The following is a 22,351-nucleotide window of genomic DNA, read 5'->3' as shown; positions in this document are numbered from 1 at the left end:
GGAGCAAGCCCCCTCCCACATTTGGACTTCATACATCAGGTAGAGCCTGGCGGGCCTTGGATGCGGTTACTTCAGTTGCAACTTGTGCTTCAGGCTCTGCATGACATCCGCCTTGTTTTGCAGGTAGTCATTCAAGCCCCGGGCACGCAGGTTGCACGCATCGCAGTTGCCGCAGCCGGAGCCAATGACGCCGTTGTAGCAGGTCAGCGTCTGCTCGCGCACCAGTTCCAGTTGGTTGTGGTAATCGGCCAGGGCCCAGGTTTCGGCCTTGTTCAGCCACATCAACGGGGTGTCGAGGCTCACGTCGTATTCCATGCCCAGCTTGAGGGCCTGGTTCAATGCCTTGACGAACTCGTCACGGCAATCGGGGTAGCCCGAGAAGTCGGTTTCGCACACACCGGTAATCACGGCCTCGGCCTTGACCTGGTAGGCGTAGATCGCAGCCAGGGTCAAGAACAGGATATTGCGGCCCGGCACGAAAGTGCTCGGCAGGCTTTCGCCTGAGCTGTTAACGGTCGGTACCGGAATGTTGTCACGGGTGAGGCTGCTGATCGCCAGCTCATTGAGCAGCGACACATCCATCACTTTGTGCACGGTGGCGCCCAATTGCTTGGCCAACTTGCGGGCCACTTCGATTTCCGCCACATGGCGCTGACCATAATCGAAGGTGATGCAGTGCACTTCGTCATACTGCTTCAATGCCTGGATCAGGCAGGTGGTCGAGTCCTGCCCGCCACTGAAGACCATCACGGCTTTTTTACTCATTGCATTGCTTCCTGCATTTGTAGAATTGGGGTGTAGGAGCGAGGCGGGCGGCTAGCCCTTGCTCACGAAAAACGTCAACGATAACGCAGCGTATCCGGTTTAGCGCAGCGCTCAATAAAAAACCCCGCGCGTCTTTCGAAGGCGGGGCTTTTTTACTGCAAGACCACTCAGTGCGCGTAGGTCAGCAACAGCTCTTTCGGTACCTGGAAATCCAGGGACATCATCACGCTGAGCGCGGTGATGGTGAAGATCGAGAACACGAAGAGCTTGCGCGCCCAGACGGTGTCGTCCACCGCCTTGTAACCGGTCCAGGCCATGTACAACCAGTACATGCCCATGGCGGCGGCTACGGCGAGGTAGCTCATGCCGGCGTAGCCACTGAAGGTCAACATCAAGGTCGCCACGAGGAAGGCCAGGATGTAGAGCAGGATGTGTTTCTTGGCCACCTGGATACCACGCTTGACCGGCAATACCGGAATCGACGCAGCCAGGTAGTCATTGAAGCGGAAAATCGCGATGGCGTAGGAATGCGGCATCTGCCACAGGCTGAACATCACCAGCAGCACCAGCGCGGCCATGTCGAAGCTATTGGTTACAGCCACATAACCAATCACCGGCGGCATCGCCCCCGACAGGCTGCCCACCAGCGTGCCGTGAACCGACTTGCGCTTGAGGTACAGGCTGTAGAGGCCGACATAGATGACAAAACCGATCACGGCAAACAGCGCCGCCAACGGGTTGGCCACCTTGTACAACAACACTACGCCCGCAACACCCAGGATGGTCGCGAAGATCAGCGCCAGCTTCAGGGAAATAAGCCCCTGGACCAGCACTCGATTCTTGGTGCGTTCCATCTTGATGTCGATGTCACGGTCGATGCAGTTGTTGAACACGCATCCGGAAGCAACCACCAGGGACGTACCGATCATCGCAGCCAGGAAGATGGCCAGATCGACATGTCCCTTGGAGGCCAGGAAGAAACCGCCCGCCACAGAAAGCACGTTACCGAAAATGATCCCCGGTTTGGTGATTTGGATAAAGTGCTTAAGCGACATCGGGTCTTACCTCACTTCGCCATCATGTAGGTGTGGATGCTGAACATGATCCACAGCGACAGACCAACCAGCAGAACGATCACCAGGCCTGCGAACACAAACGCGATCACATTCTCGCGCTGCTCTTTGGAGCGATCCAGGTGCAGGAAGTACACCAGGTGCACCAGGACCTGAATCACCGCGAACGCCAGGACGATCATCAAGGTGATCGACTTCGGCAAGGTTGGGTACATCACCAGGCCGAACGGGATCAGGGTCAGGATGACCGACAGGATGAAGCCGATAGCGTAAGACTTTACGCTGCCGTGGCTCGAATCGTGGCTGTCATGGGAGTGTGCATTAGCCATTACAGAGTCCCCATCAAGTAAACGACGGTGAATACGCAGATCCAGACCACGTCCAGGAAGTGCCAGAACAGGCTCAGGCAGCTCAGGCGGGTCTTGTTGGTGTTGGTCAGGCCGTGTTTGTTGACCTGATAGATCATCACCGCCATCCACAGCAAACCTGCGGTTACGTGCAGACCGTGGGTGCCGACCAGCGTGAAGAACGCCGACAGGAAACCGGAACGGCTAGGACCGTAGCCTTCGGAGATCAGCAGGTGGAACTCGTTGATCTCCATGCCGATAAAGCCCAGGCCGAACAGGAAGGTCAGGCCCAGCCAGGTCAGCACGCCCTTCTTGTTGCCTTTGTAGAAGGCCAACATGGCGAAGCCGTAGGTGATCGAACTGAACAACAGCAAGGCGGTTTCGCCGAGCACGTAAGGCAGTTCGAAGATGTCGTGGCCCGACGGGCCACCCGCTACGTTGTTTACCAGTACCGCGTACACCGCGAAGATCGACGCAAACAAGATGCAGTCGGTCATCAGGTAGAGCCAGAAACCGTAGACGGTTATTGGCCCCGAGTCGTGGTGATGGTCATCGTGCCCATGGTCATCGACATGGGCGTGTCCAGCATTGGTCACTAAGTTCGACATGGTTTAAGCCTGTTCCAACGAGGTTTCTACACGGTTGGCCGGAATCTTCTTCTCGGCTACCAGGCGAGCGTGCTGCTCGGCTTCGATGCGTTCGATCGTTTCGACCGGCACCATGTAGCCTTGATCATCACGGGCAGCGTGAATGATGAAGTAACCGATAGTGCCCACCAGGCTCGCGATTGCCAGCCACCAGATGTGCCAGATCATCGCGAAACCGAACACGGTCAACAGCGCACCCATCACCACGCCAGTGGCGGTGTTGTTTGGCATGTGGATCGGCTCGTAGTGCTTGGGCTTCTGGTACGCAGTACCGTCTTCCTTGGCTTCGGTGAAGGCATCAATGGTGTTCGCAGTCGGGATCACAGCGAAGTTGTAGAACGGTGGTGGCGACGAGGTCGACCATTCCAGGGTGTGGCCGTTCCATGGGTCGCCGGACTCGCACATGTTCTTCTTGCGATCACGCACACTGACGTACAGCTGGATCAACTGGCAGGCGATGCCCACAGCGATCATCACCGCACCGAACATGGCAACGTACAGGTACGGTACCCACTCAGGGTTGGTGGTGGCGTTCAGACGACGGGTCATGCCCATGAAGCCCAGTGCATAGAGCGGCATGAACGCGACGAAGAAGCCCGAGATCCAGAACCAGAATGCAGCCTTGCCCCAGCCTTCGTGCAGCTTGAAGCCGAACGCTTTCGGGAAGTAGAAGCTGAAACCAGCGATGTAGCCGAATACCGCACCACCGATGATCACGTTGTGGAAGTGGGCGATCACGAACAGGCTGTTGTGCAACACGAAGTCAGCACCCGGGATGGCCAGCAGTACGCCGGTCATGCCGCCAATGGCGAAGGTCACCATGAAGCCCAGGGTCCACAGGACCTGGCTGGTCATGCGCAGACGACCGTGGTAGATGGTGAACAGCCAGTTGAATAGCTTCACCCCCGTCGGGATGGAAATCAGCATCGTCGCCAGGCCGAAGAAGGCGTTGACGCTGGCCCCCGAGCCCATGGTGAAGAAGTGGTGCAGCCACACCATGAAGCCCAGTACGGAGATCGCGCCCGATGCGTAGACCATCGAGTGGTGACCGAACAGGCGCTTGCCGGTAAAGGTCGAGATCACTTCGGAGAAGATACCGAACGCTGGCAGGATCAGGATGTACACCTCAGGGTGACCCCATGCCCAGAACAGGTTCACGTACATCATTGGATTGCCACCAAGTTCATTGGTGAAAATGTGGAAATCCAGGTAACGGTCAAGCGACAGCAGCGCCATGGTAGCGGCAAGGATCGGGAACGAAGCCACGATCAGCACGTTTGCCCAGGTGCAGGTCCAGGTGAAGATCGGCATGTCCATCAGTTTCATGCCAGGGGCGCGCATTTTCAGGACGGTGGCCAGGAAGTTGACCCCCGTCAATGTCGTCCCGAGTCCTGATAACTGTAGGGCCCAGATGTAGTAGTCCACACCCACGCCCGGACTGTATTGCAAGCCCGACAATGGCGGATACGCAACCCAACCGGTCTTGGCAAATTCGCCGACGCCCAGGGAAACGTTGATCAGCACCACGCCGGAAACCAGCAGCCAGAAGCTCAGGGAGTTCAGGAACGGGTAGGCAACGTCACGCGCACCAATCTGCAGCGGCAAGGCAAGGTTCATCAAGCCGGTGAAGAATGGCATCGCCATGAAGATGATCATGATCACACCGTGGGCGGTGAAGATCTGGTCATAGTGTTCAGGTGGCAGGTAGCCAGGCGAACCCTCGGTGGCCATGGCCAACTGGGTACGCATCATGATGGCGTCGGCAAAACCACGCAGCAGCATGACCATGGCAACGATGACGTACATGACGCCGATTTTCTTGTGGTCGACCGAGGTCAGCCACTCGGTCCACAGGTAGGACCACTTCTTGAAGTACGTAATACCCGCAACCAGTGCCAGACCACCCAGCGCGATCATGGCGATGGTCACCATCACGATCGGCTCGTGGAATGGGACCGCGTCCCAACTTAATTTACCAAACATCGTTTACTCCTCTGCCCCAGCAGTTGAATGCGCGCCTGTATCAGAACCTTCAACCGCGGCCACTTCTTTCTTCTCGTGCTTGACCGGCTTGCCTGGCTTCATACCTTCGTACTTGTCGACGATTTTCTGAAACAGGTCCGGCTCATACGCGGAGTACAAGGCGACAGGGTTGTTCTGGCTTGGTTTGGTCAGGGCGTCGTATTCAGCTTGATCAAGCTGTTTAGGTGCGGCCTTGACTGCAGCTACCCAGGCGTCGAAATCTTCCTGGCTTGTCGAGATCGCTTTGAATTTCATGCCGGTGAAGCCAGCGCCGCTGTAGTTGGCGGAGATGCCTTCCATTTCAGCTTTCTGGTTGGCGATCAGGTGCAGGCGGGTCTGCATGCCTGCCATCGCGTAAATCTGGCCACCCAGTGCAGGGATGAAGAACGAGTTCATCACGGCGTCGGAGGTGATCCGGAAGTTAAGCGGGGTGTGCTCCGGGAAGCGGATCTCGTTGACGGTGGCGATACCCAGGTCCGGGTAGATGAACAGCCACTTCCAATCCAGCGCGACCACTTGGATGTTCACAGGCTTCACGTCGGATTCCAGTGGACGGTACGGGTCCAGAGCGTGGGTCGACTTATAGGTGATGTAACCCAGGGCGATAATGATGAGGATCGGGACCAGCCACACCGCGATTTCGATCTTGGTGGAGTGCGACCACTTCGGCGCGTAGGTGGCGCTGGTGTTGGACGCGCGGTATTTCCAGGCGAAGGCGAAGGTCATCACGATCACAGGAACCACAACCAGCAACATCAGCAGGGTAGCGGTGATGATCAGGTTTCGTTCATCCAGACCGACCTGTCCTTTTGGGTCGAGCAAGGTCCACTTGCAGCCTCCCAGCATTAAAAACATGCCAAGCAGCGGCAAAAAGCCTAGTAATCGGGGGTACCTGTTTTTACTCATCTCACGACCTCTAAAGCAGCTTGCGCAATGCAGTTGGGTTTTGATCGCCAACACTTCACCCTGCCAAGGGTTGGCATTTCTCTTCGATTGAATAAGAGCCTGCCCGACACGTCATAACTGTACGTTTCACGGACCTGCAGTGAGTTCTTATTCGATTTCGTGGCTAAAGGCCTTGTTACAGACCAATTCCATTTGGTGCGGATAGTTGAAAGGCTGCCGGAACCTGGGGTCGCACAGAGCCTTCCATCTGCTCCTCGACCGCTCCAATGCTCAAATATTGAACAGCACCGGACATTCAGTGCGGGCGATTGTAGTTAGCTAGCGATGTATAAACCATGTCTTATAAAGAAATAATTTTTATCGATTCCAGCAACAATCCTTCACCAAAGTTGCAAAGATTCGCGATCTTATCGCGTTCGATTCTCAACAAAAACCACAAAAATTGCCGTGTTATTGGGCAGATTGCCACTTCCCTTACAGCCTGTAAGGGCATGACCAATGGATGCAAGTGCCCATAAACCAAGGGATTCGCAGATCCATCAAGCTCTCCAGACTCGCGCCCGTCACGGCACGGCCAGGCCCACGAACTGACAGCACAATTTGTGCGCCGGGTGCAAATTTAAGGGTCGATTCGGCGGGTCAGAAACGTCCTGCGACAGCGTCCGTGTGACAACATGTCGCACGCTGCGCGCACCTTAAGTTGCCCCTCGTCACAGCGCTTTCACAAATCCCTACAAACCAAAACGCTCCGGCCTACTCAAGAAGGCCGGAGCGTTTTGTCGCTGCGAGGGGTCAGGCTTTGGGATGACGGTTGCGGTAGATACACAGGGGTACCAGGACCACTGTCAGCACGAACGCCACCAGCGCCCATTGGGCCAGGGACAGGCCGAGGATCGGCGGGTAAGGGGTGCTGCAGAAACCATCGACCTGGAACCCCAGGGGAAACACTTTGGCCAGGGGCAGATCATCGACGATCGGTTGCAACACATCGATGCCGCAGCTGACCTGAGGAAAGAACTGGGTGTACACATGGTGGCCGGCGGCGGCCACGCCGCCCAAGGCGCTGAGCACCACCAACCCTTCAAAGAAGGTCACCGCGCCTTTGGTGCGCATGGCGGCACCGATAAACGCGAAGACCGCAATCAGCAGCAAGGCATAGCGTTGCAGGATACACAGCGGGCACGGCGCTTCGCCCAGCACCACTTGCATGTACAGCGCGCCGCCAATCAGCGCCAGGCAGATAATGCCCAGCAACACCAGAAAGCGCCGCTCCCTGCCCAAACGCATGTCGTCAATCATCCCCGTCTTTCCCTTTCTCTGATTATGGTTGTGCCTGATGGCAACAAGTTTACACACAGGCAGTGGTTAAAACAGAGAGGGGTTAACAGCGGATTAATCATGGTAAATGTAGTGATTATGCGGACGCCACCGCGGGCAAGCCCGGCTCCCACAGAGAACGCATTCCAATGTGGGAGCCGGGCTTGCCCGGGATGATGCCGATACGGTCAATGGGCTAAAATCTATTCAAGCGCCGCCGCCGGGCCGAAGAACTCATAGCGAGCCTGCTTATCCGGCACACCCAGGGCCTTGAGGTGACGCTTGATCGCCGCCATGAAGCCCTTGGGCCCCAGGAAGTACGCATCGATATCACGGTCTTCGGGCAACCAGGCCGCCAGTTGCTCCTGATTGAGCATCCCGATCTTGTCCGCCGCCGGGCTGATACCGTCATCCTCGGCGTAGCAGTAGAAGCGCTTGAGCTGCGGGTGCTTGGCCGCCAGGGTGTCCACCCAGTCACGGAACGCATGCACCCCGCCATTACGCGCACAGTGAATAAAGTGCACCGGCCGCTCGCTCGCCAGGGCTGCTTCGAGCATCGGCAGGGTTGGCGTAATGCCCACCCCGCCGCTGATCAGCACCAGCGGCTTATCGCTGGCAGCCAGGGTGAACTCGCCCGACGGTGGAAACAGGTCAACCGTCGCGCCAACGTGCATCTGGTCATGCAGGTAGTTGGACACTCGCCCGCCGGCTTCGCGCTTGACGCTGATGCGGTACATGCCGGTATCAGTGAGGGCCGACAGGGAATAGTTGCGACGCACCTCTTCGCCGTCGAGGACCAACTTCAGGCCGATGTACTGGCCGGGCTCGGCAGCCAGGATCGGGCCATTGTCCACTGGGGCGAAATAGAAGGAGATGATCTCGTCACTCTCCTCCACGCGCTTGACCAACAGGAATGGTCGCGCCCCCCGCCAGCCGCCGGGCGCCTGGGCTTTTTCGTCGTAGATGGCCGCTTCGGCACCGATCAAAATGTCCGCCAACTGGCCGTAGGCCGCGCCCCAGGCACTCATCACCTCAGGGGTGGCAATCTCGCTGCCCAGCACTTCGGAAATAGCCCGCAGCAAGCAGGCACCCACAATCGGGTAATGCTCCGGCAGGATCTGCAAGGCCACGTGCTTGTTGATGATCTTGGCCACCAGGTCACCCAACTGGTCCAACTGGTCGATATGCCGCGCATACATCAGCACGCCATTGGCCAAGGCCCGGGGCTGGTCGCCGCTGGCCTGGTGGGCCTGGTTGAACAGCGGGCGGACTTCGGGATACTCGGACAGCATCATGCGGTAGAAGTGGGTAATCAGTGCTTCGCCGCCGCTTTCCAGCAGGGGCACAGTGGATTTGACGATGGCACGGTCTTGGGCACTTAGCATGGCAGACTCCTGGGTCTTTTTACTCATTACCTTTAGGTAGTCAGTATTCGTGCCAACTAATAAATTCTTAATTTTCAACAGCTTAGATATTTTGTAGTCAATATGACTTCTTACGCTTTATAGTCATATCGACTACAAGGAGTCATTATGACTGCAAAATCGCTGCTCACCGCCCTGCTGCCGCTGGTCGCCGACCTGTCCCGCGAATTGCCCGAAGGCGAGCGCTACCGCCGCCTGCTGCAAGCCATGCGCGCCCTGCTGCCGTGTGATGCCGCCGCGTTGCTGCGCCTGGATGGCGAATGGCTGGTGCCACTGGCGGTGGATGGCTTGAGCGCCGATACCCTGGGCCGCCGTTTCAAGATCAGCGAACACCCGCGCTTTGAAATATTGCTCAGCAGCCCCGGCCCTACCCGCTTCGACAGCGACAGCCAATTGCCCGACCCCTATGACGGCTTGGTCGCTGGCTTGCACGGCCACCTTGAAGTCCACGACTGCATGGGCTGCCCGCTGTTTATCGACGACCAGCCCTGGGGCCTGCTGACCCTTGACGCCCTCGACAACGAACGCTTTGAACGGGTCGAACTGGACGCGCTGCAAGCCTTCGCCAGCCTGGCCGCGGCCACGGTCAATGTGGCTGAACGCATTGAGCGCCTGGCGCTACGGGCCGAGGACGAGCACCAGCGCGCCGAAATCTATCGCCAGGCCAGCGGTCAGCAGCACAAGGAAATGATCGGCCAGAGCAAAGCGCACAAACGGCTGGTCGAGGAAATCAAGCTGGTGGGCGGCAGCGACCTGACCGTGCTGATCACCGGCGAAACCGGGGTCGGCAAGGAACTGGTGGCCCAGGCGATCCATGCCGCGTCATCGCGTGCCGACAAGCCGATGATCAGCCTCAATTGCGCCGCGCTACCGGAAACCCTGGTAGAGAGCGAGCTGTTCGGCCATGTGCGCGGTGCTTTCACCGGCGCGTTGAATGAGCGACGGGGCAAATTCGAACTGGCCAACGGCGGCACATTGTTCCTGGACGAAGTGGGTGAACTGTCATTGAGCGTGCAGGCCAAGCTGCTGCGCGTATTGCAAAGCGGCCAGTTGCAGCGCCTGGGCTCGGACAAGGAACACCAGGTGGACGTGCGCCTGATTGCCGCCACCAACCGCGACCTTGCCGAAGAGGTGCGCAATGGCCGCTACCGCGCCGATTTCTACCATCGCCTGAGCGTGTACCCGCTGCAAGTGCCGGCGCTGCGTGAGCGCGGACGGGATGTGCTGCTATTGGCAGGCTTTTTCCTCGAACAGAACCGGTCGCGCATGGGCCTGGGTAGCTTGCGCCTGACCAGTGACGCCCAGGCGGCGCTGCTGGCTTACAACTGGCCGGGCAATGTGCGCGAACTGGAACACCTGATCGGACGTAGCGCGCTCAAAGCCTTGGGCAACTGTCGCGAACGCCCGAAGATTCTCAGCCTGAGCGCCCAGGACCTGGACTTGCCTGACGTCAGTGCAGCGGTGATTGATGTACCAGTGCAAGCCGCGCCCATCGCCACTGGCGACCTGCGCCAGGCCACCGAGCACTATCAGCGCCAGATCATCAGCGCCTGTCTGGAACGTCATCAGCACAACTGGGCCGGCGCCGCCCGCGAACTGGGCCTGGACCGCGCCAACCTTGGGCGCATGGCCAAGCGCCTGGGCCTGAAATAGACCAGGCAACTCGGTTAAATGTGTTTCGCTTGGAAAACCGGGTTTACCGGTTTGGGTTTACGAAACACCAATACATTCCCCAACATCACCAGCACCAGCCCCACCAACGCCGGCGCCGTCCACTGGTAGCCCTCGGCGAATGCGGACACATTCAACGCCACCACCGGAAACAGCACCGTGCAATATGCCGCTTTTTCCGGCCCCATGCGGCCGACCAGGGTGAGGTAGGCGGTAAACCCAATCACCGAGCCCGGGATCACCAGGTACCACAGCGCACCGATATACCGTGCGCTCCAGTCCATCTCGAAGGGAATGCCACGCACTGCGCAATAGGTCGCCAACATGGCTGCCCCATAGGCCATGCCCCAGGCATTGGTGGTCAACGGTTTGAGCCCGGCCTTCTGTTGCAGGCTCGACAGCATATTGCCCGCCGAAAAACACAGCGTTCCCAGCAGCGCCAGGCCCAGCCCGAGCAAGGTCTGCGGGCTGGCGGTATGCCCGGCCAGTTCCGGCCAGAACAGAAAGCCCAGGCCCAGCAGCCCCAGCGCGCCGCCCGTCAATACGTTACGTGCAACCCGCTGGCCGAAAAACACCCGGGCATTCAGGGCATTCCACAAGGTCGCCGTGGAAAACACCACGGCGACCAGGCCACTGGGGATCCACTGGCTGGCGGTGAGAAAGCACATGAAGTTGACGCAGAAAAGGCACAGCCCTTGGGCCAGGCAAATCAGGTGCCCGCGGCGGTTCATCACCTGCAATTTGCGGCTGAGCAGCAACAGCGCGAACAGCACCAGCGCCGCCAGGCCGAAGCGATAGACAATCGACACGGGAATCGCCACCACGCCCAGTTGCCATTTGAGCGCGATCCAGGTGGTACCCCAAATCAGCACCGTGAGTAAGTACAAGAAGAGGTTCATAGCAGGCTCCGACGATTGAGCCACAGTGTTGCGGTTAATCGCCCTGAGTTCTTGCACATTCTTGCGCTTTTGTCGGGTGACGGGCTCACAGCGCTCGCCGCCGGGAGTAGGATGCAAGGCGTCGGAGAACACACCATGCCAGAGCTGGAATCGCTGCACGTCTTTCAATCCCTCAACCGCTCGCCCCACGCACGCCTGGAAGCCTGCGCCGAGCTCGGTGACGGTTTGTCTGCGGCCGTGTGGAGCAACCACCACGATGCCCAGGACTATCAGGCGCCCAGCCATCACACCTTGTCCTGCTATATCGGCGGCGGCACTAGCACCTTTCGTCGCGACCGACCGGGTACCAAGGGCGGCCCCGACAAATTGTGCATTCTGCCGGCCGAGCACCAGTCGGCGTGGGTGATCAATGGCGAGATTCGCCTGGCCCACGTGTATTTCAGCCCGGAGCAATTTGCCCTCGGCTGCGTCACCCTGCTGGACCGCGAGCCGCGGGAATTGCAGTTGCGTGAGACGACCTTCCTTGAAGACGCCCGCCAGGCCCGGCGCTTTCACCAGCTGATTAGCCTCAACTGGCTCGAACCCGCAGAGCGCTTGCTGACCAGCAGCCTGGCCCATGAGTTGCTCAGCCACACCCTGCTCAACCAGGTCGGCGTACGCGAGGGCCTGCGCCTCAAAGGCGGGCTGGCGGCGCACCAACGGCGGCGTCTGGTGGAGTACATCGACCACCATGTCGAAGACCCCATCAGCCTCGGCCAGTTGGCATCGATGTGCGCGCTGTCGGAATACCATTTCGCCCGGATGTTCCGTCAGAGTTTCGGCGTGCCGCCCCATCAATACCTGCTGGCACGCCGTCTGGCGCGGGCGAAGACCCTGCTGCGCAGCAGCACGCTGCCCCTGGGTGAAGTGGCTTTGAGGTGCGGTTTTTCCAGCGCCAGCCATTTCAACCAGCGCTTTCGCCAGGCCTTGGGGGCCACCCCGGGCGAATACCGCCAGGCATTACGCGCCTAGGCCATCAAGCCCAGCGTCGTCGCCTTGGCCACCGCCTGTGGCGTGAAGATTGCGCATGAATGGGGTGGATAGGGCGTTATCAGAAGAGTCGATGAACGCCGCACAACTGTTGCGTAATTGGTAACAGTCCTTGTCCTGAACTGCTATTACTCATTTTGTTACAAGCGACTATTCTTACCTCGCTTTCAGGGCAAATGGCCCGCTCCCTGCTGGGGGAGAACAGCAGATTTACAACGGATTGATCCCGTATTCAGTCTGTTACCGGTGTTCACTGACGTTGATTTGTCGCTCCTTGATCCAACGTCTTACTTCGGCCGCTGCTTATGCAGCGGCCTTTTTTATGCCTGAAATAAAAAGGGGCGTCATCGACGCCCCGCGAGATTCAGTGATGTTCCGGCAATGATCAGAGGCTGAACTTCTGCAAGTTGGCCATCATCTCCTTCAATGCCTCAATGTTGTCCTTGGGATGTGCAGCCCCTTCGAAATCACAGATCTGCTGCCAATGCGCCGCCACTTCGTCCGGCGAGAAGCCCGCTTCGGGATCAAACCCCACCCCCAGGCTGCGCTCCCAACGGGTCTTGCCGATCCAGCCGCCACCCACTTCGAACAACCCTGAAGTTTCCTGGCAGGCTTCACTGCCCAAATACACCACCAACGGGCTGACCAGTTCCGGCTTGAGCCGCTCGAATACCTGGGGCGGGATCAGCCCTTCGGTCATGCGCGTACCGCCGGTAGGGGCGATGGCGTTGACCAGGATATTGTTCTTGCGCCCTTCCAGCGCCAGGGTGCGGGTCAACCCATACAGGCCCAACTTGGCCATGCCGTAATTGGACTGGCCGAAGTTGCCGTAGATGCCTGACGTGGAGGCGGTGAAGATCACCCGGCCATAACCTTGCTCGCGCAGATGGGGCCAGGCGGCACGCGTAACCTTGTAGGCGCCTTCGACATGCACCCGGTAAACCAGATCCCAGTCGCTGTCGTCCATCTTGTGGAAAGTCTTGTCGCGCAGGATCCCGGCGTTGTTGACTACCACGTCGATCCGGCCGAAGACATCCAGAGCGTTCTGTACGATCTTGTCACCGTCGGTGACCGAGTCATGGTTGGCCTCGGCAATGCCGCCTGCCGCGCGAATCTCTGCTACCACCCGGTCGGCCGCCGAGGCGTTGGCGCCCTCGCCCTGGGTGGAGCCACCCAGGTCATTGACCAGCACTTTGGCTCCGTGCCTGGCGAACAGCAGTGCATGAGCACGGCCCAGGCCACCGCCGGCACCGGTGACGATCACGACCTTATCCTGGAACTGCACTGATTCACTCATACCGAACTCCGCTGGCGACAATGGGAATAGGCAGAGTGTCACGCACAGCGCCTTTGGTCACAATAAAGACGGCCGAGGCTGAATGGTGCTCGATAAGGCAGCAGGATGATACCCGCTGGAGAAGCCAGGCTCAGGAATAGACCGCTTGCGGCGAAGGCTGGCCGATGCGATCACGAAAGGCCTGGTAATGCCTGAGCACCTGCACCGGCGCCTCGATCTGCGGGTAATGGCCGATATCGGCCAGCAATACCGTGTCGGCGTGGGGCACCAGTTGCTCAAAGCGCTCGACCATATGGCCGCCGGAAATCGGGTCCACCTCACCGTCGATCACCCGCATCGGCACGCTGCCGTGCTGCATGGCGGCCACCCAGCGATCACGCAGGCGTCGACGCTGGGGAATGTAGGCGATCAGTTTGTGCAGGATACGCGGCCCGTCATTGCAACTGATCAAACTCCAGAAATCATCCAGAGCGCTTTCACTGGGCCGCGTTCGCGGGCCGAATATCTGGCTGAAACTGCTGGCCAGGGCATTGCGCCCGTAAGCCCGGCCGATCATCCAGCCCAACGGGCTGAGCAATAACTTTTGCACCAGGGTGGGACGGTGGGTTTCCGGGAACAGCCCGCCGTTGAGAAATACGCAACTGGCCATCTGGAAGCGGCCTTCGTAATGCCGGGCAAGTAACTCCTGGGCGACGCTGTCGCCGTAGTCATGGGCCAATACATGCACCGGCTGCTCCACTCCCAGGTGTTCAAGCAACGCCTGTTGCAAGTCGGCTTGCTCCAACAGGCAATAGTCGTGGTTCAGGGGCTTGGCCGAGTCACCAAAACCGAGCATGTCGCAGGCAATCACCAGATTGCGCTGGGCCAGGGGCTGCCACAGGTAATGCCAATCCCAACTGGCGGTGGGGAAGCCATGAATAAGCAGCAGAGGCGTGCCCTGCCCGGCCACCCAGTAACGCAGGGTACGGCCACGAAAGACGAAGTCCTGGCCGCGTTTGCGCCAGGCTCTGAGCGGTATCTCGGCGAGTGGCATCAGCTTTTATACCCGGGGTTCTGGTGGTCCAATTTGCGCAGCAGCGCCGGCCAGGCCAGCGCACCTCCCATACCTTGGGCGCTTTTTGTGACAGCCGCCACCATCGCCTTGGCGCCAGCCAGGATTTGCGGCTCGATGGCAATCAGCTGCGCTGCGCCGTTTTGCGCCAGCACCTGGATCTCGCAGGCGCGCTGGAAGGTGAACATCATCAGGAAGGTATCGGCGATGGTGCCAGCACAGGTCAGCAAGCCGTGGTTATGCAGCATGAGGAAATTGTTTTGCCCAAGGTCCGCCTGCAAACGGGCTTTTTCCTCATGGTTCAGCGCTACGCCTTCGTAGGCGTGATAGCCGAGGCTGGACAGCACAAACAGCGACTGCTGACTGATGGGCAATACGCCTTGCTTTTGTGCGCAAACCGCCACACCGGCAGCGGTGTGGGTATGCAACACGCAGGTCACGTCATGACGCACTTCGTGGATGGCGCTGTGGATGGTATAGCCCGCGGGGTTGATCTCGTAGGGGCTGTCCATTTGCTTGTTGCCGGCCTGGTCAACCTTGACCAGGCTTGAGGCCGTGATTTCGTGGAACATCAGCCCATAAGGGTTGATCAGGAAATCTTCCGTGCCCGGCACCTTGGCGGAAATATGCGTGAAGATCAGATCATCCCAACCATGCATCGCCACCAGGCGATAACAGGCCGCCAGGTCAACGCGGGTTTGCCATTCGGCAGCACTGACCTGGGCTTTGATGTTTTCTGGCGATGATGCAGGGGCTAGGCTCACGGCAACGTCCTCCTTGGCGCACTTGTTATTGTGTCTAAGTGAGAGCCAGTCTAGTCAGACGCCGTGGCACAAGGAGTTGCCTTCGCAGCCAGCTTGATGACTGAGCGAGTCAGCCAAGAGAATAGTACAACGGCCGCCCCTTCGCTCAACCGCGCAGCGCGACGACCAGTTCAGCCAGCCAAGGCTCGGCGTCGGCTTCCGGGGTCACGCTTTCGCTGGCGTCCAGGCGCAGCATCGGCAGCACTTCACGCACGCCCAACTCGCCGAACAGTTCGCGCATTTGCTCGCCGCCACCGCAGAACGTATCGCCATAGCTGGCGTCACCCAGGCCGATGACCGCGCCCGGCAGCCCGCGCCAGGCGGCGGGGAGTTGGTCGCGAATGCTTGAGTACAGCAGTTGCAGATTATCGGGCAACTCGCCCATGCCGGTGGTCGAGGTCACCGCAAGGAACGCATCGGGAGCAAACGCCTGCACCTCGCCCAGGCTGGCGCGAGGGTTGTGCCAGGCTTCAAAACCGGCGTCCTTGAGGATTTTTTCCGCATGGCGAGCGACTTCTTCAGCCGTACCGTAGACCGAGCCGGAAAGGATGGCGACTTTCATCAATCTGATCCTGTAGTTGAGTCAAAGCCTGGGATATTAGCAGTCTGTGCCGATAATTCAGCGCGCAGCGTGCAAGAATCAAGACTTGCCTTAAACTTGCACCGTCAAACACAAGCCATGGACCGCTCAATGATTAACGCCAAGCTGCTGCAAATGGTCGTCAATGCCTCCAACGATGGGATCGTCGTTGCCGAGCGTGAGGGCAAGGACAAACCGCTGATCTACGTCAACCCTGCGTTCGAACGCCTGACCGGCTACACCCTGGACGAGATCCTTTATCAGGACTGCCGCTTCCTCCAGTCCGGTGACCGTGACCAGCCGGCACTGATGGCCATTCGTGAAGCCCTCGACAACGGCGGCGCATGTCGCGAGATCCTGCGTAACTACCGCAAGGACGGCACTCACTTCTGGAATGAGCTGTCACTTTCGACGGTGTACAACGAGGCGGACAGGCAAACGTATTTCGTCGGTGTGCAAAAAGACGTCACCACTCAAGTCAAGGCGCAGCAACGCGTCGCCCAGTTGGAAACGCAGTTGGCCGAGCTTAAAAACGAGCTCGCGGCGCTCAAGGCGACGAGTGGAATTAACAAACTGTAAAAAACCCAGTCTTTAGAGCGATAATGGCTTTTTAATGCCTCAGCCTTGAGCTAGATCAATGCACCGCGACACGCTTTTGACGCAGGACGAACTGGACTTTATCCAGGACATGCAGCACAACCCGCAGCTCAATCTGCGGGATGCGTGGTCGAGCCTGACGGTTAATGGCGGCGCGCAGATTCGTGATTTGCTCACGCGGCTGGCCGCTCACGACCAAGTCACCATCCAGGCCCAGTTCGACAACCAGCAGCTCACCTTCCCCCTGCGCTTGGTGGAAGATGAGTTTCATGCGGTGCATCTGCGCCTGGGCGTGCCGAGCATTTTCGAAGACGGGCCGATGATCCGCCCGTGGCGCCTGGCCCTTGAAGCGCCCGTGGCGTTGGAAAACGTCAAGGGCTACCCCAGTGCATTGTGGGTGCACGAAGTATCATTCAAGGGTGTACTGGTAGAAGTGCGCGGCCGGGCGAAACCGCCCAAGACCTTTTCCCTGTGGTTCAGCCCTTCCGGCTACGAACGTATCGCGCTTCGCGGCACGCTGGAGCGGGAAACTGCCCGAGGCCTGTTCGCTTACCGCCTGAGCCAGAGTGATGCAGATGAGACCGAGCGCCTGCGCCAGTTCATTCTGCACCAGCACCGCCTGGTTCATCCCCACGTGCACGCCTGAGGTCAGGTATCCAGGTGACCACTGAGAAACTGCTGCAAGCGGCGCTGCATCAAACGTCCGTCATTGCCCAGGCAACCTATCGATGAGCCTGCCAGGCTGTGCTCGGCGAGGTCCGAGGCATCGCCAGCCAACAGCAACGGGCAATTGAGCGTCAATGCCAGGCGACTGAGCCGCGAAGGCAGTTCTGCACCGGGAGAATGGTTGGAAAACAGCACCAGGGCTTGTGGCCGAGTTCTCTCGCAGACCAGCGTCAACTCATCGAGCGGTTGGCCAACACCCAGGACTTTTACCGCGAGCTTGTCGCTGGATATCAATAAACCCGCGACCAATAGTTCCAGCTCACGACACTCGCCGGCAATGGCGGCCAGCAACACCCTCGGTGCCGGTGAAGCACACGCCAATTGCAGCCGTTGAGCGGTGCGCGAACGCAGGAAGTTGTCGAAAAACAGCCATTCGCTGGCTTGGCCAAAACGCCCCTGGTGACGCAGCAGTTGCTGCCAGAGGGGCATCATGATGTCCTGAAATACGACGGTGGTTGAATAAGCGCTGAAGATTTGTCCGTACAACTGCCCCAGTTCACGATCATCAAAAGCGCTGATGGCCACCCGCAGTTGCGCCTGCCACTGCTGCCATTCCAGTTCGATATCGCTGCGTGACGCCGTGGCCAGCTCGCCGGGCCGTTGATCACGCGCCAGGATCTTGCCCACTTTGCTCACCGCTACGCCGCGTTCGATCCAGTCAAGAATGCGATGAACCGTGTCGATATCGGTGCTTGAGTACAGCCGATGCCCACTTTCGGTGCGAACGGGCTGAATCAAGCCATAGCGACGCTCCCAGGCACGTAAAGTCACCGGGTTAACGCCTGTAAGTCTTGCCACTTCACGAATTGGAAACAGCACTTCGGGGTCAGCGTGACTATCAGGTGATGCTTCAAGAGACGGAGCAATGATTTGGGGCATCAGCTGTCAGCAATATCCATATGGATTTGTATCTTATTTAACGCCCATTGATGCCCATGATTCAAGATCTACGGCGATCCATCCGAAGTTTCTGGCGTATTTCGGCAAAACAGGAATAATCCTTGCCTGTTTTTTACGTCGCTGCAGCACCCCGCAGCCTCGTTCGTGCGCCGCTTACCCGGCCCAGCGCACTCGATACCTGGAGATACACCATGTCTACCTCACCCGTCACGTTGATGGTTGCGCGCCGCGTCGCCAAAGGTCGCTACGAAGAATTGATGGCTTGGCTGCGCGAAGGCGAGCAATTGGCCACTGACTTCCCGGGTTACCTGGGTTCCGGCGTACTCGCCCCGCCACCCCATGATGATGAGTTCCAGATCATCTTCCGCTTCGCCGATGAGAAAACCCTGCACGCCTGGGAATTTTCCGCCTCGCGCAGCGCCTGGCTGAGTCGCGGAAGCGAGCTGTTTGCCAACCCTTGCGAGCGTCGTGTCAGCGGTATCGATGGCTGGTTTGGTGCCGTAGGGGCACGCCCGCCGCGCTGGAAACAGGCGGTCGCGATTTGGCTGGCGTTCTTCCCGGTGTCATTGTTGTTCAACTTCGGTCTCGGCCCGCTGCTTGGCGAGTTGGACCTGTTCAGCCGTGTACTGGTCAGCACCGCCGCCCTGACGCCGCTGATGGTTTACCTCTTTATTCCGCTCTCGACGCATCTGTTGGCGAACTGGCTGCACCCCTCGCCACCGCGCAAAGTCACCGAAGCCGCCGTATGAGCACAGGGGCCGGGTCGCTGGTATAGTTTGCGTCTGCCAGCGACTTGAGCCTCCCATGATTGCAACCCACGCACCGATCCTGATCACCGGTGCCGGCCAGCGCGTCGGCCTGCATTGTGCTGAGCGCCTGTTGGATGATGGCTACTCGGTGATTTTCAGTTACCGCAGCGAACGCCCAGGTGTGCAGGCGCTACGTGAACGAGGGGCCATCGGCGTATTTGCCGACTTTTCCAGCGAAGCCGGGATTCTTGCCTTCATCGCGCAGCTGCAAACCCATACCCAAAGCCTGCGTGCGATCATCCACAATGCTTCGGCCTGGGTCGCAGAAACACCGGGCGACGAAAGCCGCGCGTTTATCGATATGTTCAGCGTACACATGCTTGCGCCGTACCTGATCAACCTGCATTGTTCACCCTTGCTGCAACGCTCGACACCTGCCGATATCGTGCACATCAGCGATGACGTGGTGCGCAAGGGCAGCCGTCAGCACATCGCCTATTGCGCCACCAAGGCCGGCCTCGACAGCCTCACGCTATCGTTTGCCGCGCAGTTCGCGCCGCTGATCAAGGTCAACGGTATCGCGCCGGCCATGGTGATGTTCAACGAAGGCGACGACGCGGCCTATCGCGCCAAGGTCCTGGCCAAGTCGGCCCTGGGCATCGAGCCCGGGCCTGAGGTGATCTACCAGAGCGTGCGTTACCTGCTGGACAACCCCTATGTCACCGGTACCACCCTGACCGTCAACGGCGGGCGGCATATCAAGTAAGCCGTTTGCGAGGATGTTGTATGACCCTTTCCCTGCCCCACCACTACCGCGAAATCCTCAAGGGCCTGGGCGAAGACCCAGAGCGCGAGGGCCTGCTCGACACGCCCAAGCGTGCCGCCAAGGCCATGCAGTACCTGTGTCATGGCTACGCGCAGAACCTGGAAGAAATCGTCAACGGCGCGCTGTTCGCCTCCGACAATGACGAGATGGTGATCCTCAAGGACATCGAGTTGTACTCGTTGTGCGAGCATCACCTGCTGCCCTTTATCGGCAAGGCGCACGTGGCCTATATTCCGACCGGCAAGGTGCTGGGCCTGTCTAAACTGGCGCGCATCGTCGACATGTTTGCCCGGCGCCTGCAGATCCAGGAAAACCTTACGCGGCAAATCGCCGACGCCATCCAGGACGTGACCCAGGCCGCCGGCGTGGCGGTGGTGATCGAAGCCAAGCACATGTGCATGATGATGCGCGGCGTAGAGAAACAGAATTCAACCATGAACACCTCAGTGATGCTCGGCGCCTTCCGCGAATCGAACACCACGCGCATGGAGTTCCTGCAATTGATTGGACGGAGCAAGTAGCAATGCCACAACTTCAACCAGGCATGGCGCGCATCCGGGTCAAAGACCTGTGCCTGCGCACTTTTATTGGCATCAACGAGGACGAAATCCTCAACAAGCAGGATGTGCTGATCAACCTGACCATCCTGTATGCCGCCCAGGACGCCGTGCGCGACAACGATATCGACCACGCTTTGAACTACCGCACCATCACCAAGGCGATCATCGCCCATGTGGAAGGCAACCGCTTCGCCCTGCTGGAGCGCCTGACCCAGGAATTGCTGGACCTGGTGATGAGCAACGAATCGGTGTTGTACGCCGAGGTGGAAGTCGACAAGCCCCACGCGCTGCGCTTTGCCGAGTCGGTTTCAATAACGCTAGCTGCAAGCCGCTAGCTGCAAGCTTTAAGCTAGAAGCCATACGTATTACAACTTGCAGCTTGAAGCTTACCCGCTTGAAGCTGTCTCGAAGAGACCGCCATGAACGACCAACAACGCCTCGAACTTGAAGCCGCCGCCTTTCGCCGATTGGTGGCCCATCTGGATAGCCGCAAGGATGTGCAGAATATCGACCTGATGAACCTCGCCGGCTTTTGCCGCAACTGCCTGTCCAAGTGGTACAAGGCCGAGGCCGATGAGCGCCAGATCGAGGTCAGCCTCGATGACGCCCGTGAAGTGGTGTACGGCATGCCGTACGCCGAGTGGAAAGCCCAATACCAGCAAGAAGCCAACGCCGACCAACAGGCCGCGTTCGCCAAAGGAAAACCCCATGACTGATCTGAACCCCCTGCGCGCCAGCCTCAACAGTGGCGAACACGTCTTTGCCGACACCCTGGCCTTTATCGCCGACGGTTACGACTACCAGCCACAAGCGTTCACCAATGGCGATGTGGAAAACGCAGCCGGACAAAACGAAGGTTCGTGCAAGACCCTGGGTTTGGCGTTGCTGGAAGGCTTGAGCGATCAGGAAGCGTTGCTGGCGTTTGGCGAGCATTACCGGTCGGTGGTGGCGACGCCTGAGGGCAGTGACCATGGCAATATTCGGGCGTTGATTGCCCATGGGTTGGATGGGGTAAAATTTGCCGCGCAGCCCCTGGCTCGCAAATCCTGAGTCAAATACATATCCAAATGTGGGAGGGGGCTTGCTCCCGATAGCAGGTTTCAGCCAAGTATTAGTTGGCTGACACACCGCTATCGGGAGCAAGCCCCCTCCCACATTTTTTTGCAGCGTTGTTTAGAACGAAGCGTCCTTCAAACCATCGAGGTAGCGCTCGGCATCCAGGGCCGCCATGCAACCGGCGCCGGCCGAGGTGATGGCCTGGCGGTAGACGTGGTCAGCCACGTCGCCGGCAGCGAAAATGCCTTCGATGTTGGTCGCGGTAGCATTGCCTTCGCGGCCGCCCTGCACCACCAGGTAGCCATCTTTGGCTTCCAGCACGCCTTCGAACAGCGAGGTGTTCGGGGTGTGGCCGATGGCGATGAATACACCGTCGACTTTCAATTCGTCGAAGCTGCCATCGTTGTTCTTCAGGCGCGCACCGGTCACGCCCATGTTGTCGCCCAGGACTTCATCCAGGGTGGCGTTGAGCTTGAGGATGATCTTGCCTTCTGCCACACGGGCATGCAGCTTGTCGATCAGGATCTTCTCGGCGCGGAAGGTCTCGCGACGGTGAACCAGGGTCACAGTGCTGGCGATGTTGGCCAGGTACAGCGCCTCCTCCACAGCGGTGTTACCACCACCGACCACAGCGACCGGCTTGTTGCGGTAGAAGAAACCGTCGCAGGTAGCGCAGGCCGAAACCCCCTTGCCCATGAACGCTTCTTCCGATGGCAGGCCCAGGTAACGAGCACTGGCACCGGTGGCGATGATCAGGGCGTCACAAGTGTAGACGCCACTGTCGCCGGTCAGGCTGTAAGGCTTCTTGGAGAAGTCGACCTTGTTGATGTGATCAAACACGATCTCGGTTTCAAAGCGCTCGGCGTGCTCTTTCATACGCTCCATCAGCACCGGGCCGGTCAGTCCGTGGACATCGCCCGGCCAGTTGTCGACTTCGGTGGTGGTGGTCAACTGACCGCCCGCCTGCATGCCGGTGATCAGCAGCGGCTTGAGGTTGGCCCGGGCAGCATAGACGGCAGCGCTGTAACCGGCAGGGCCGGAACCGAGAATAATCACTCGCGAATGGCGGGTATCAGACATGACTCGCTCCTATCGACCGCCCGGAC

General features: G+C 59.0%; 25 protein-coding genes. 10 read left to right on the top strand and 15 right to left on the bottom strand.

The window, feature by feature from the left end:
- Positions 1 to 66 precede the first annotated feature (66 nt).
- From queC to hmpA, 8 genes are all read right to left on the bottom strand, one after another.
- The gene (gene queC, locus JH25_RS07835; protein WP_032879562.1) at positions 67 to 765 is read right to left on the bottom strand and encodes a 7-cyano-7-deazaguanine synthase QueC; all 699 of its coding nucleotides are present in this window, start codon (positions 763 to 765) and stop codon (positions 67 to 69) included.
- Between the two features lie 167 nt (positions 766 to 932).
- Positions 933 to 1,820 carry a heme o synthase gene (cyoE, locus tag JH25_RS07840; RefSeq protein ID WP_005791249.1) on the bottom strand — a complete coding sequence of 296 codons (888 nt, stop codon included), beginning with the start codon at positions 1,818 to 1,820 and terminating at the stop codon, positions 933 to 935.
- An 11-nt stretch (positions 1,821 to 1,831) separates the two neighbouring features.
- On the bottom strand, positions 1,832 to 2,167 hold the full coding sequence (gene cyoD / locus JH25_RS07845; protein WP_003194051.1) for a cytochrome o ubiquinol oxidase subunit IV: 336 nt from the start codon (positions 2,165 to 2,167) through the stop codon (positions 1,832 to 1,834).
- Entirely contained in the window at positions 2,167 to 2,793 is a 627-nt protein-coding gene (locus JH25_RS07850; RefSeq protein ID WP_005791252.1) for a cytochrome o ubiquinol oxidase subunit III, read from the bottom strand. The genes cyoD and JH25_RS07850 overlap by 1 nt, the downstream gene beginning before the upstream one ends.
- A 3-nt stretch (positions 2,794 to 2,796) precedes the next feature.
- Positions 2,797 to 4,815, bottom strand: a complete 2,019-nt coding sequence (gene cyoB / locus JH25_RS07855; protein WP_005791254.1) for a cytochrome o ubiquinol oxidase subunit I — start codon at positions 4,813 to 4,815, stop codon at positions 2,797 to 2,799.
- Between the two features lie 3 nt (positions 4,816 to 4,818).
- Positions 4,819 to 5,760 carry a ubiquinol oxidase subunit II gene (gene cyoA, locus JH25_RS07860; RefSeq protein WP_005791256.1) on the bottom strand — a complete coding sequence of 314 codons (942 nt, stop codon included), beginning with the start codon at positions 5,758 to 5,760 and terminating at the stop codon, positions 4,819 to 4,821.
- 792 nt (positions 5,761 to 6,552) lie between these two features.
- The gene (locus JH25_RS07865; RefSeq protein ID WP_032879561.1) at positions 6,553 to 7,059 is read right to left on the bottom strand and encodes a disulfide bond formation protein B; all 507 of its coding nucleotides are present in this window, start codon (positions 7,057 to 7,059) and stop codon (positions 6,553 to 6,555) included.
- 221 nt (positions 7,060 to 7,280) lie between these two features.
- Positions 7,281 to 8,462 carry an NO-inducible flavohemoprotein gene (hmpA, locus tag JH25_RS07870; protein ID WP_032879559.1) on the bottom strand — a complete coding sequence of 394 codons (1,182 nt, stop codon included), beginning with the start codon at positions 8,460 to 8,462 and terminating at the stop codon, positions 7,281 to 7,283.
- A 147-nt stretch (positions 8,463 to 8,609) separates the two neighbouring features.
- Between hmpA and norR the strand changes: the two genes are divergently transcribed.
- A complete protein-coding gene (gene norR / locus JH25_RS07875; RefSeq protein ID WP_032879556.1) occupies positions 8,610 to 10,154 on the top strand; it encodes a nitric oxide reductase transcriptional regulator NorR in 1,545 nt (514 codons plus the stop codon).
- 14 nt (positions 10,155 to 10,168) lie between these two features.
- Here the strand turns inward: norR and JH25_RS07880 are convergent, their stop codons facing one another.
- Positions 10,169 to 11,071 carry a DMT family transporter gene (locus JH25_RS07880; RefSeq protein WP_032879555.1) on the bottom strand — a complete coding sequence of 301 codons (903 nt, stop codon included), beginning with the start codon at positions 11,069 to 11,071 and terminating at the stop codon, positions 10,169 to 10,171.
- A gap of 135 nt (positions 11,072 to 11,206) precedes the next feature.
- Here JH25_RS07880 and JH25_RS07885 point away from each other — a divergent pair, with 135 nt between their 5' ends.
- Entirely contained in the window at positions 11,207 to 12,082 is an 876-nt protein-coding gene (locus JH25_RS07885; protein WP_032879554.1) for a helix-turn-helix domain-containing protein, read from the top strand.
- A gap of 403 nt (positions 12,083 to 12,485) precedes the next feature.
- On the opposite strand, the gene JH25_RS07890 is transcribed toward JH25_RS07885, so the two are convergent.
- The 4 genes from JH25_RS07890 to JH25_RS07905 form a co-directional block, all read right to left on the bottom strand.
- A complete protein-coding gene (locus JH25_RS07890; protein ID WP_032879553.1) occupies positions 12,486 to 13,397 on the bottom strand; it encodes an SDR family oxidoreductase in 912 nt (303 codons plus the stop codon).
- 130 nt (positions 13,398 to 13,527) lie between these two features.
- Complete coding sequence (locus JH25_RS07895; RefSeq protein WP_032879552.1) at positions 13,528 to 14,430, bottom strand: alpha/beta fold hydrolase; 903 nt, start codon at positions 14,428 to 14,430, stop codon at positions 13,528 to 13,530.
- Positions 14,430 to 15,212 carry a class II aldolase/adducin family protein gene (locus JH25_RS07900; protein WP_005791271.1) on the bottom strand — a complete coding sequence of 261 codons (783 nt, stop codon included), beginning with the start codon at positions 15,210 to 15,212 and terminating at the stop codon, positions 14,430 to 14,432. Before JH25_RS07900 ends, JH25_RS07895 begins: the two co-directional genes overlap by 1 nt.
- A gap of 145 nt (positions 15,213 to 15,357) precedes the next feature.
- Positions 15,358 to 15,813 (bottom strand): flavodoxin, encoded by a 456-nt coding sequence (locus JH25_RS07905; RefSeq protein ID WP_032879551.1) that lies wholly within the window; start codon positions 15,811 to 15,813, stop codon positions 15,358 to 15,360.
- 129 nt (positions 15,814 to 15,942) lie between these two features.
- Here JH25_RS07905 and JH25_RS07910 point away from each other — a divergent pair, with 129 nt between their 5' ends.
- Both JH25_RS07910 and JH25_RS07915 read left to right on the top strand, forming a co-directional pair.
- Positions 15,943 to 16,410: a PAS domain-containing protein gene (locus JH25_RS07910; protein ID WP_032879550.1), complete on the top strand. Its 468-nt coding sequence runs from the start codon at positions 15,943 to 15,945 to the stop codon at positions 16,408 to 16,410.
- A 58-nt stretch (positions 16,411 to 16,468) separates the two neighbouring features.
- Positions 16,469 to 17,074: a hypothetical protein gene (locus tag JH25_RS07915; protein WP_032879549.1), complete on the top strand. Its 606-nt coding sequence runs from the start codon at positions 16,469 to 16,471 to the stop codon at positions 17,072 to 17,074.
- A gap of 2 nt (positions 17,075 to 17,076) precedes the next feature.
- Here JH25_RS07915 and JH25_RS07920 read toward each other — a convergent pair whose 3' ends face one another.
- The gene (locus JH25_RS07920) at positions 17,077 to 18,033 is read right to left on the bottom strand and encodes a MerR family transcriptional regulator (protein WP_032879548.1); all 957 of its coding nucleotides are present in this window, start codon (positions 18,031 to 18,033) and stop codon (positions 17,077 to 17,079) included.
- Positions 18,034 to 18,245: 212 nt separating this feature from the next.
- Between JH25_RS07920 and JH25_RS07925 the strand changes: the two genes are divergently transcribed.
- The 6 genes from JH25_RS07925 to JH25_RS07950 all read left to right on the top strand — a co-directional run bounded on the left by JH25_RS07925 (position 18,246) and on the right by JH25_RS07950 (position 21,239).
- Positions 18,246 to 18,803 (top strand): antibiotic biosynthesis monooxygenase, encoded by a 558-nt coding sequence (locus JH25_RS07925; RefSeq protein ID WP_032879547.1) that lies wholly within the window; start codon positions 18,246 to 18,248, stop codon positions 18,801 to 18,803.
- A 55-nt stretch (positions 18,804 to 18,858) separates the two neighbouring features.
- A complete protein-coding gene (folM, locus tag JH25_RS07930; protein WP_032879545.1) occupies positions 18,859 to 19,569 on the top strand; it encodes a dihydromonapterin reductase in 711 nt (236 codons plus the stop codon).
- A 20-nt stretch (positions 19,570 to 19,589) separates the two neighbouring features.
- Positions 19,590 to 20,150, top strand: a complete 561-nt coding sequence (gene folE / locus JH25_RS07935) for a GTP cyclohydrolase I FolE (RefSeq protein WP_005791285.1) — start codon at positions 19,590 to 19,592, stop codon at positions 20,148 to 20,150.
- A 2-nt stretch (positions 20,151 to 20,152) separates the two neighbouring features.
- On the top strand, positions 20,153 to 20,524 hold the full coding sequence (gene folX, locus JH25_RS07940) for a dihydroneopterin triphosphate 2'-epimerase (RefSeq protein ID WP_032857710.1): 372 nt from the start codon (positions 20,153 to 20,155) through the stop codon (positions 20,522 to 20,524).
- 84 nt (positions 20,525 to 20,608) lie between these two features.
- The gene (locus tag JH25_RS07945; protein ID WP_032879544.1) at positions 20,609 to 20,905 is read left to right on the top strand and encodes a DUF1244 domain-containing protein; all 297 of its coding nucleotides are present in this window, start codon (positions 20,609 to 20,611) and stop codon (positions 20,903 to 20,905) included.
- On the top strand, positions 20,898 to 21,239 hold the full coding sequence (locus JH25_RS07950) for a HopJ type III effector protein (RefSeq protein ID WP_032879543.1): 342 nt from the start codon (positions 20,898 to 20,900) through the stop codon (positions 21,237 to 21,239). Before JH25_RS07945 ends, JH25_RS07950 begins: the two co-directional genes overlap by 8 nt.
- Positions 21,240 to 21,362: 123 nt before the next feature.
- Here JH25_RS07950 and trxB read toward each other — a convergent pair whose 3' ends face one another.
- Positions 21,363 to 22,325, bottom strand: a complete 963-nt coding sequence (gene trxB / locus JH25_RS07955; protein WP_003194076.1) for a thioredoxin-disulfide reductase — start codon at positions 22,323 to 22,325, stop codon at positions 21,363 to 21,365.
- Positions 22,326 to 22,351: the final 26 nt, after the last annotated feature.

It is taken from the genome of Pseudomonas sp. BRG-100 (genome assembly GCF_000737955.1).
GTDB classification, from domain to species: domain Bacteria; phylum Pseudomonadota; class Gammaproteobacteria; order Pseudomonadales; family Pseudomonadaceae; genus Aquipseudomonas; species Aquipseudomonas synxantha_A.
Note: the sequence above shows the minus strand (reverse complement) of the source record. Positions and strands in the feature narration are given on the sequence as shown.

What these genes read in the sequence shown, in the direction of transcription:
- queC (WP_032879562.1), bottom strand. Translation starts at nt 765, where the DNA reads ATGAGTAAAAAAGCCGTGATGGTCTTCAGTGGCGGGCAGGACTCGACC.
- cyoE (WP_005791249.1), bottom strand. Translation starts at nt 1,820, where the DNA reads ATGTCGCTTAAGCACTTTATCCAAATCACCAAACCGGGGATCATTTTC.
- cyoD (WP_003194051.1), bottom strand. Translation starts at nt 2,167, where the DNA reads ATGGCTAATGCACACTCCCATGACAGCCACGATTCGAGCCACGGCAGC.
- JH25_RS07850 (WP_005791252.1), bottom strand. Translation starts at nt 2,793, where the DNA reads ATGTCGAACTTAGTGACCAATGCTGGACACGCCCATGTCGATGACCAT.
- cyoB (WP_005791254.1), bottom strand. Translation starts at nt 4,815, where the DNA reads ATGTTTGGTAAATTAAGTTGGGACGCGGTCCCATTCCACGAGCCGATC.
- cyoA (WP_005791256.1), bottom strand. Translation starts at nt 5,760, where the DNA reads ATGAGTAAAAACAGGTACCCCCGATTACTAGGCTTTTTGCCGCTGCTT.
- JH25_RS07865 (WP_032879561.1), bottom strand. Translation starts at nt 7,059, where the DNA reads ATGATTGACGACATGCGTTTGGGCAGGGAGCGGCGCTTTCTGGTGTTG.
- hmpA (WP_032879559.1), bottom strand. Translation starts at nt 8,462, where the DNA reads ATGCTAAGTGCCCAAGACCGTGCCATCGTCAAATCCACTGTGCCCCTG.
- norR (WP_032879556.1), top strand. Translation starts at nt 8,610, where the DNA reads ATGACTGCAAAATCGCTGCTCACCGCCCTGCTGCCGCTGGTCGCCGAC.
- JH25_RS07880 (WP_032879555.1), bottom strand. Translation starts at nt 11,071, where the DNA reads ATGAACCTCTTCTTGTACTTACTCACGGTGCTGATTTGGGGTACCACC.
- JH25_RS07885 (WP_032879554.1), top strand. Translation starts at nt 11,207, where the DNA reads ATGCCAGAGCTGGAATCGCTGCACGTCTTTCAATCCCTCAACCGCTCG.
- JH25_RS07890 (WP_032879553.1), bottom strand. Translation starts at nt 13,397, where the DNA reads ATGAGTGAATCAGTGCAGTTCCAGGATAAGGTCGTGATCGTCACCGGT.
- JH25_RS07895 (WP_032879552.1), bottom strand. Translation starts at nt 14,430, where the DNA reads ATGCCACTCGCCGAGATACCGCTCAGAGCCTGGCGCAAACGCGGCCAG.
- JH25_RS07905 (WP_032879551.1), bottom strand. Translation starts at nt 15,813, where the DNA reads ATGAAAGTCGCCATCCTTTCCGGCTCGGTCTACGGTACGGCTGAAGAA.
- JH25_RS07910 (WP_032879550.1), top strand. Translation starts at nt 15,943, where the DNA reads ATGATTAACGCCAAGCTGCTGCAAATGGTCGTCAATGCCTCCAACGAT.
- JH25_RS07915 (WP_032879549.1), top strand. Translation starts at nt 16,469, where the DNA reads ATGCACCGCGACACGCTTTTGACGCAGGACGAACTGGACTTTATCCAG.
- JH25_RS07920 (WP_032879548.1), bottom strand. Translation starts at nt 18,033, where the DNA reads ATGCCCCAAATCATTGCTCCGTCTCTTGAAGCATCACCTGATAGTCAC.
- JH25_RS07925 (WP_032879547.1), top strand. Translation starts at nt 18,246, where the DNA reads ATGTCTACCTCACCCGTCACGTTGATGGTTGCGCGCCGCGTCGCCAAA.
- folM (WP_032879545.1), top strand. Translation starts at nt 18,859, where the DNA reads ATGATTGCAACCCACGCACCGATCCTGATCACCGGTGCCGGCCAGCGC.
- folE (WP_005791285.1), top strand. Translation starts at nt 19,590, where the DNA reads ATGACCCTTTCCCTGCCCCACCACTACCGCGAAATCCTCAAGGGCCTG.
- folX (WP_032857710.1), top strand. Translation starts at nt 20,153, where the DNA reads ATGCCACAACTTCAACCAGGCATGGCGCGCATCCGGGTCAAAGACCTG.
- JH25_RS07945 (WP_032879544.1), top strand. Translation starts at nt 20,609, where the DNA reads ATGAACGACCAACAACGCCTCGAACTTGAAGCCGCCGCCTTTCGCCGA.
- JH25_RS07950 (WP_032879543.1), top strand. Translation starts at nt 20,898, where the DNA reads ATGACTGATCTGAACCCCCTGCGCGCCAGCCTCAACAGTGGCGAACAC.
- trxB (WP_003194076.1), bottom strand. Translation starts at nt 22,325, where the DNA reads ATGTCTGATACCCGCCATTCGCGAGTGATTATTCTCGGTTCCGGCCCT.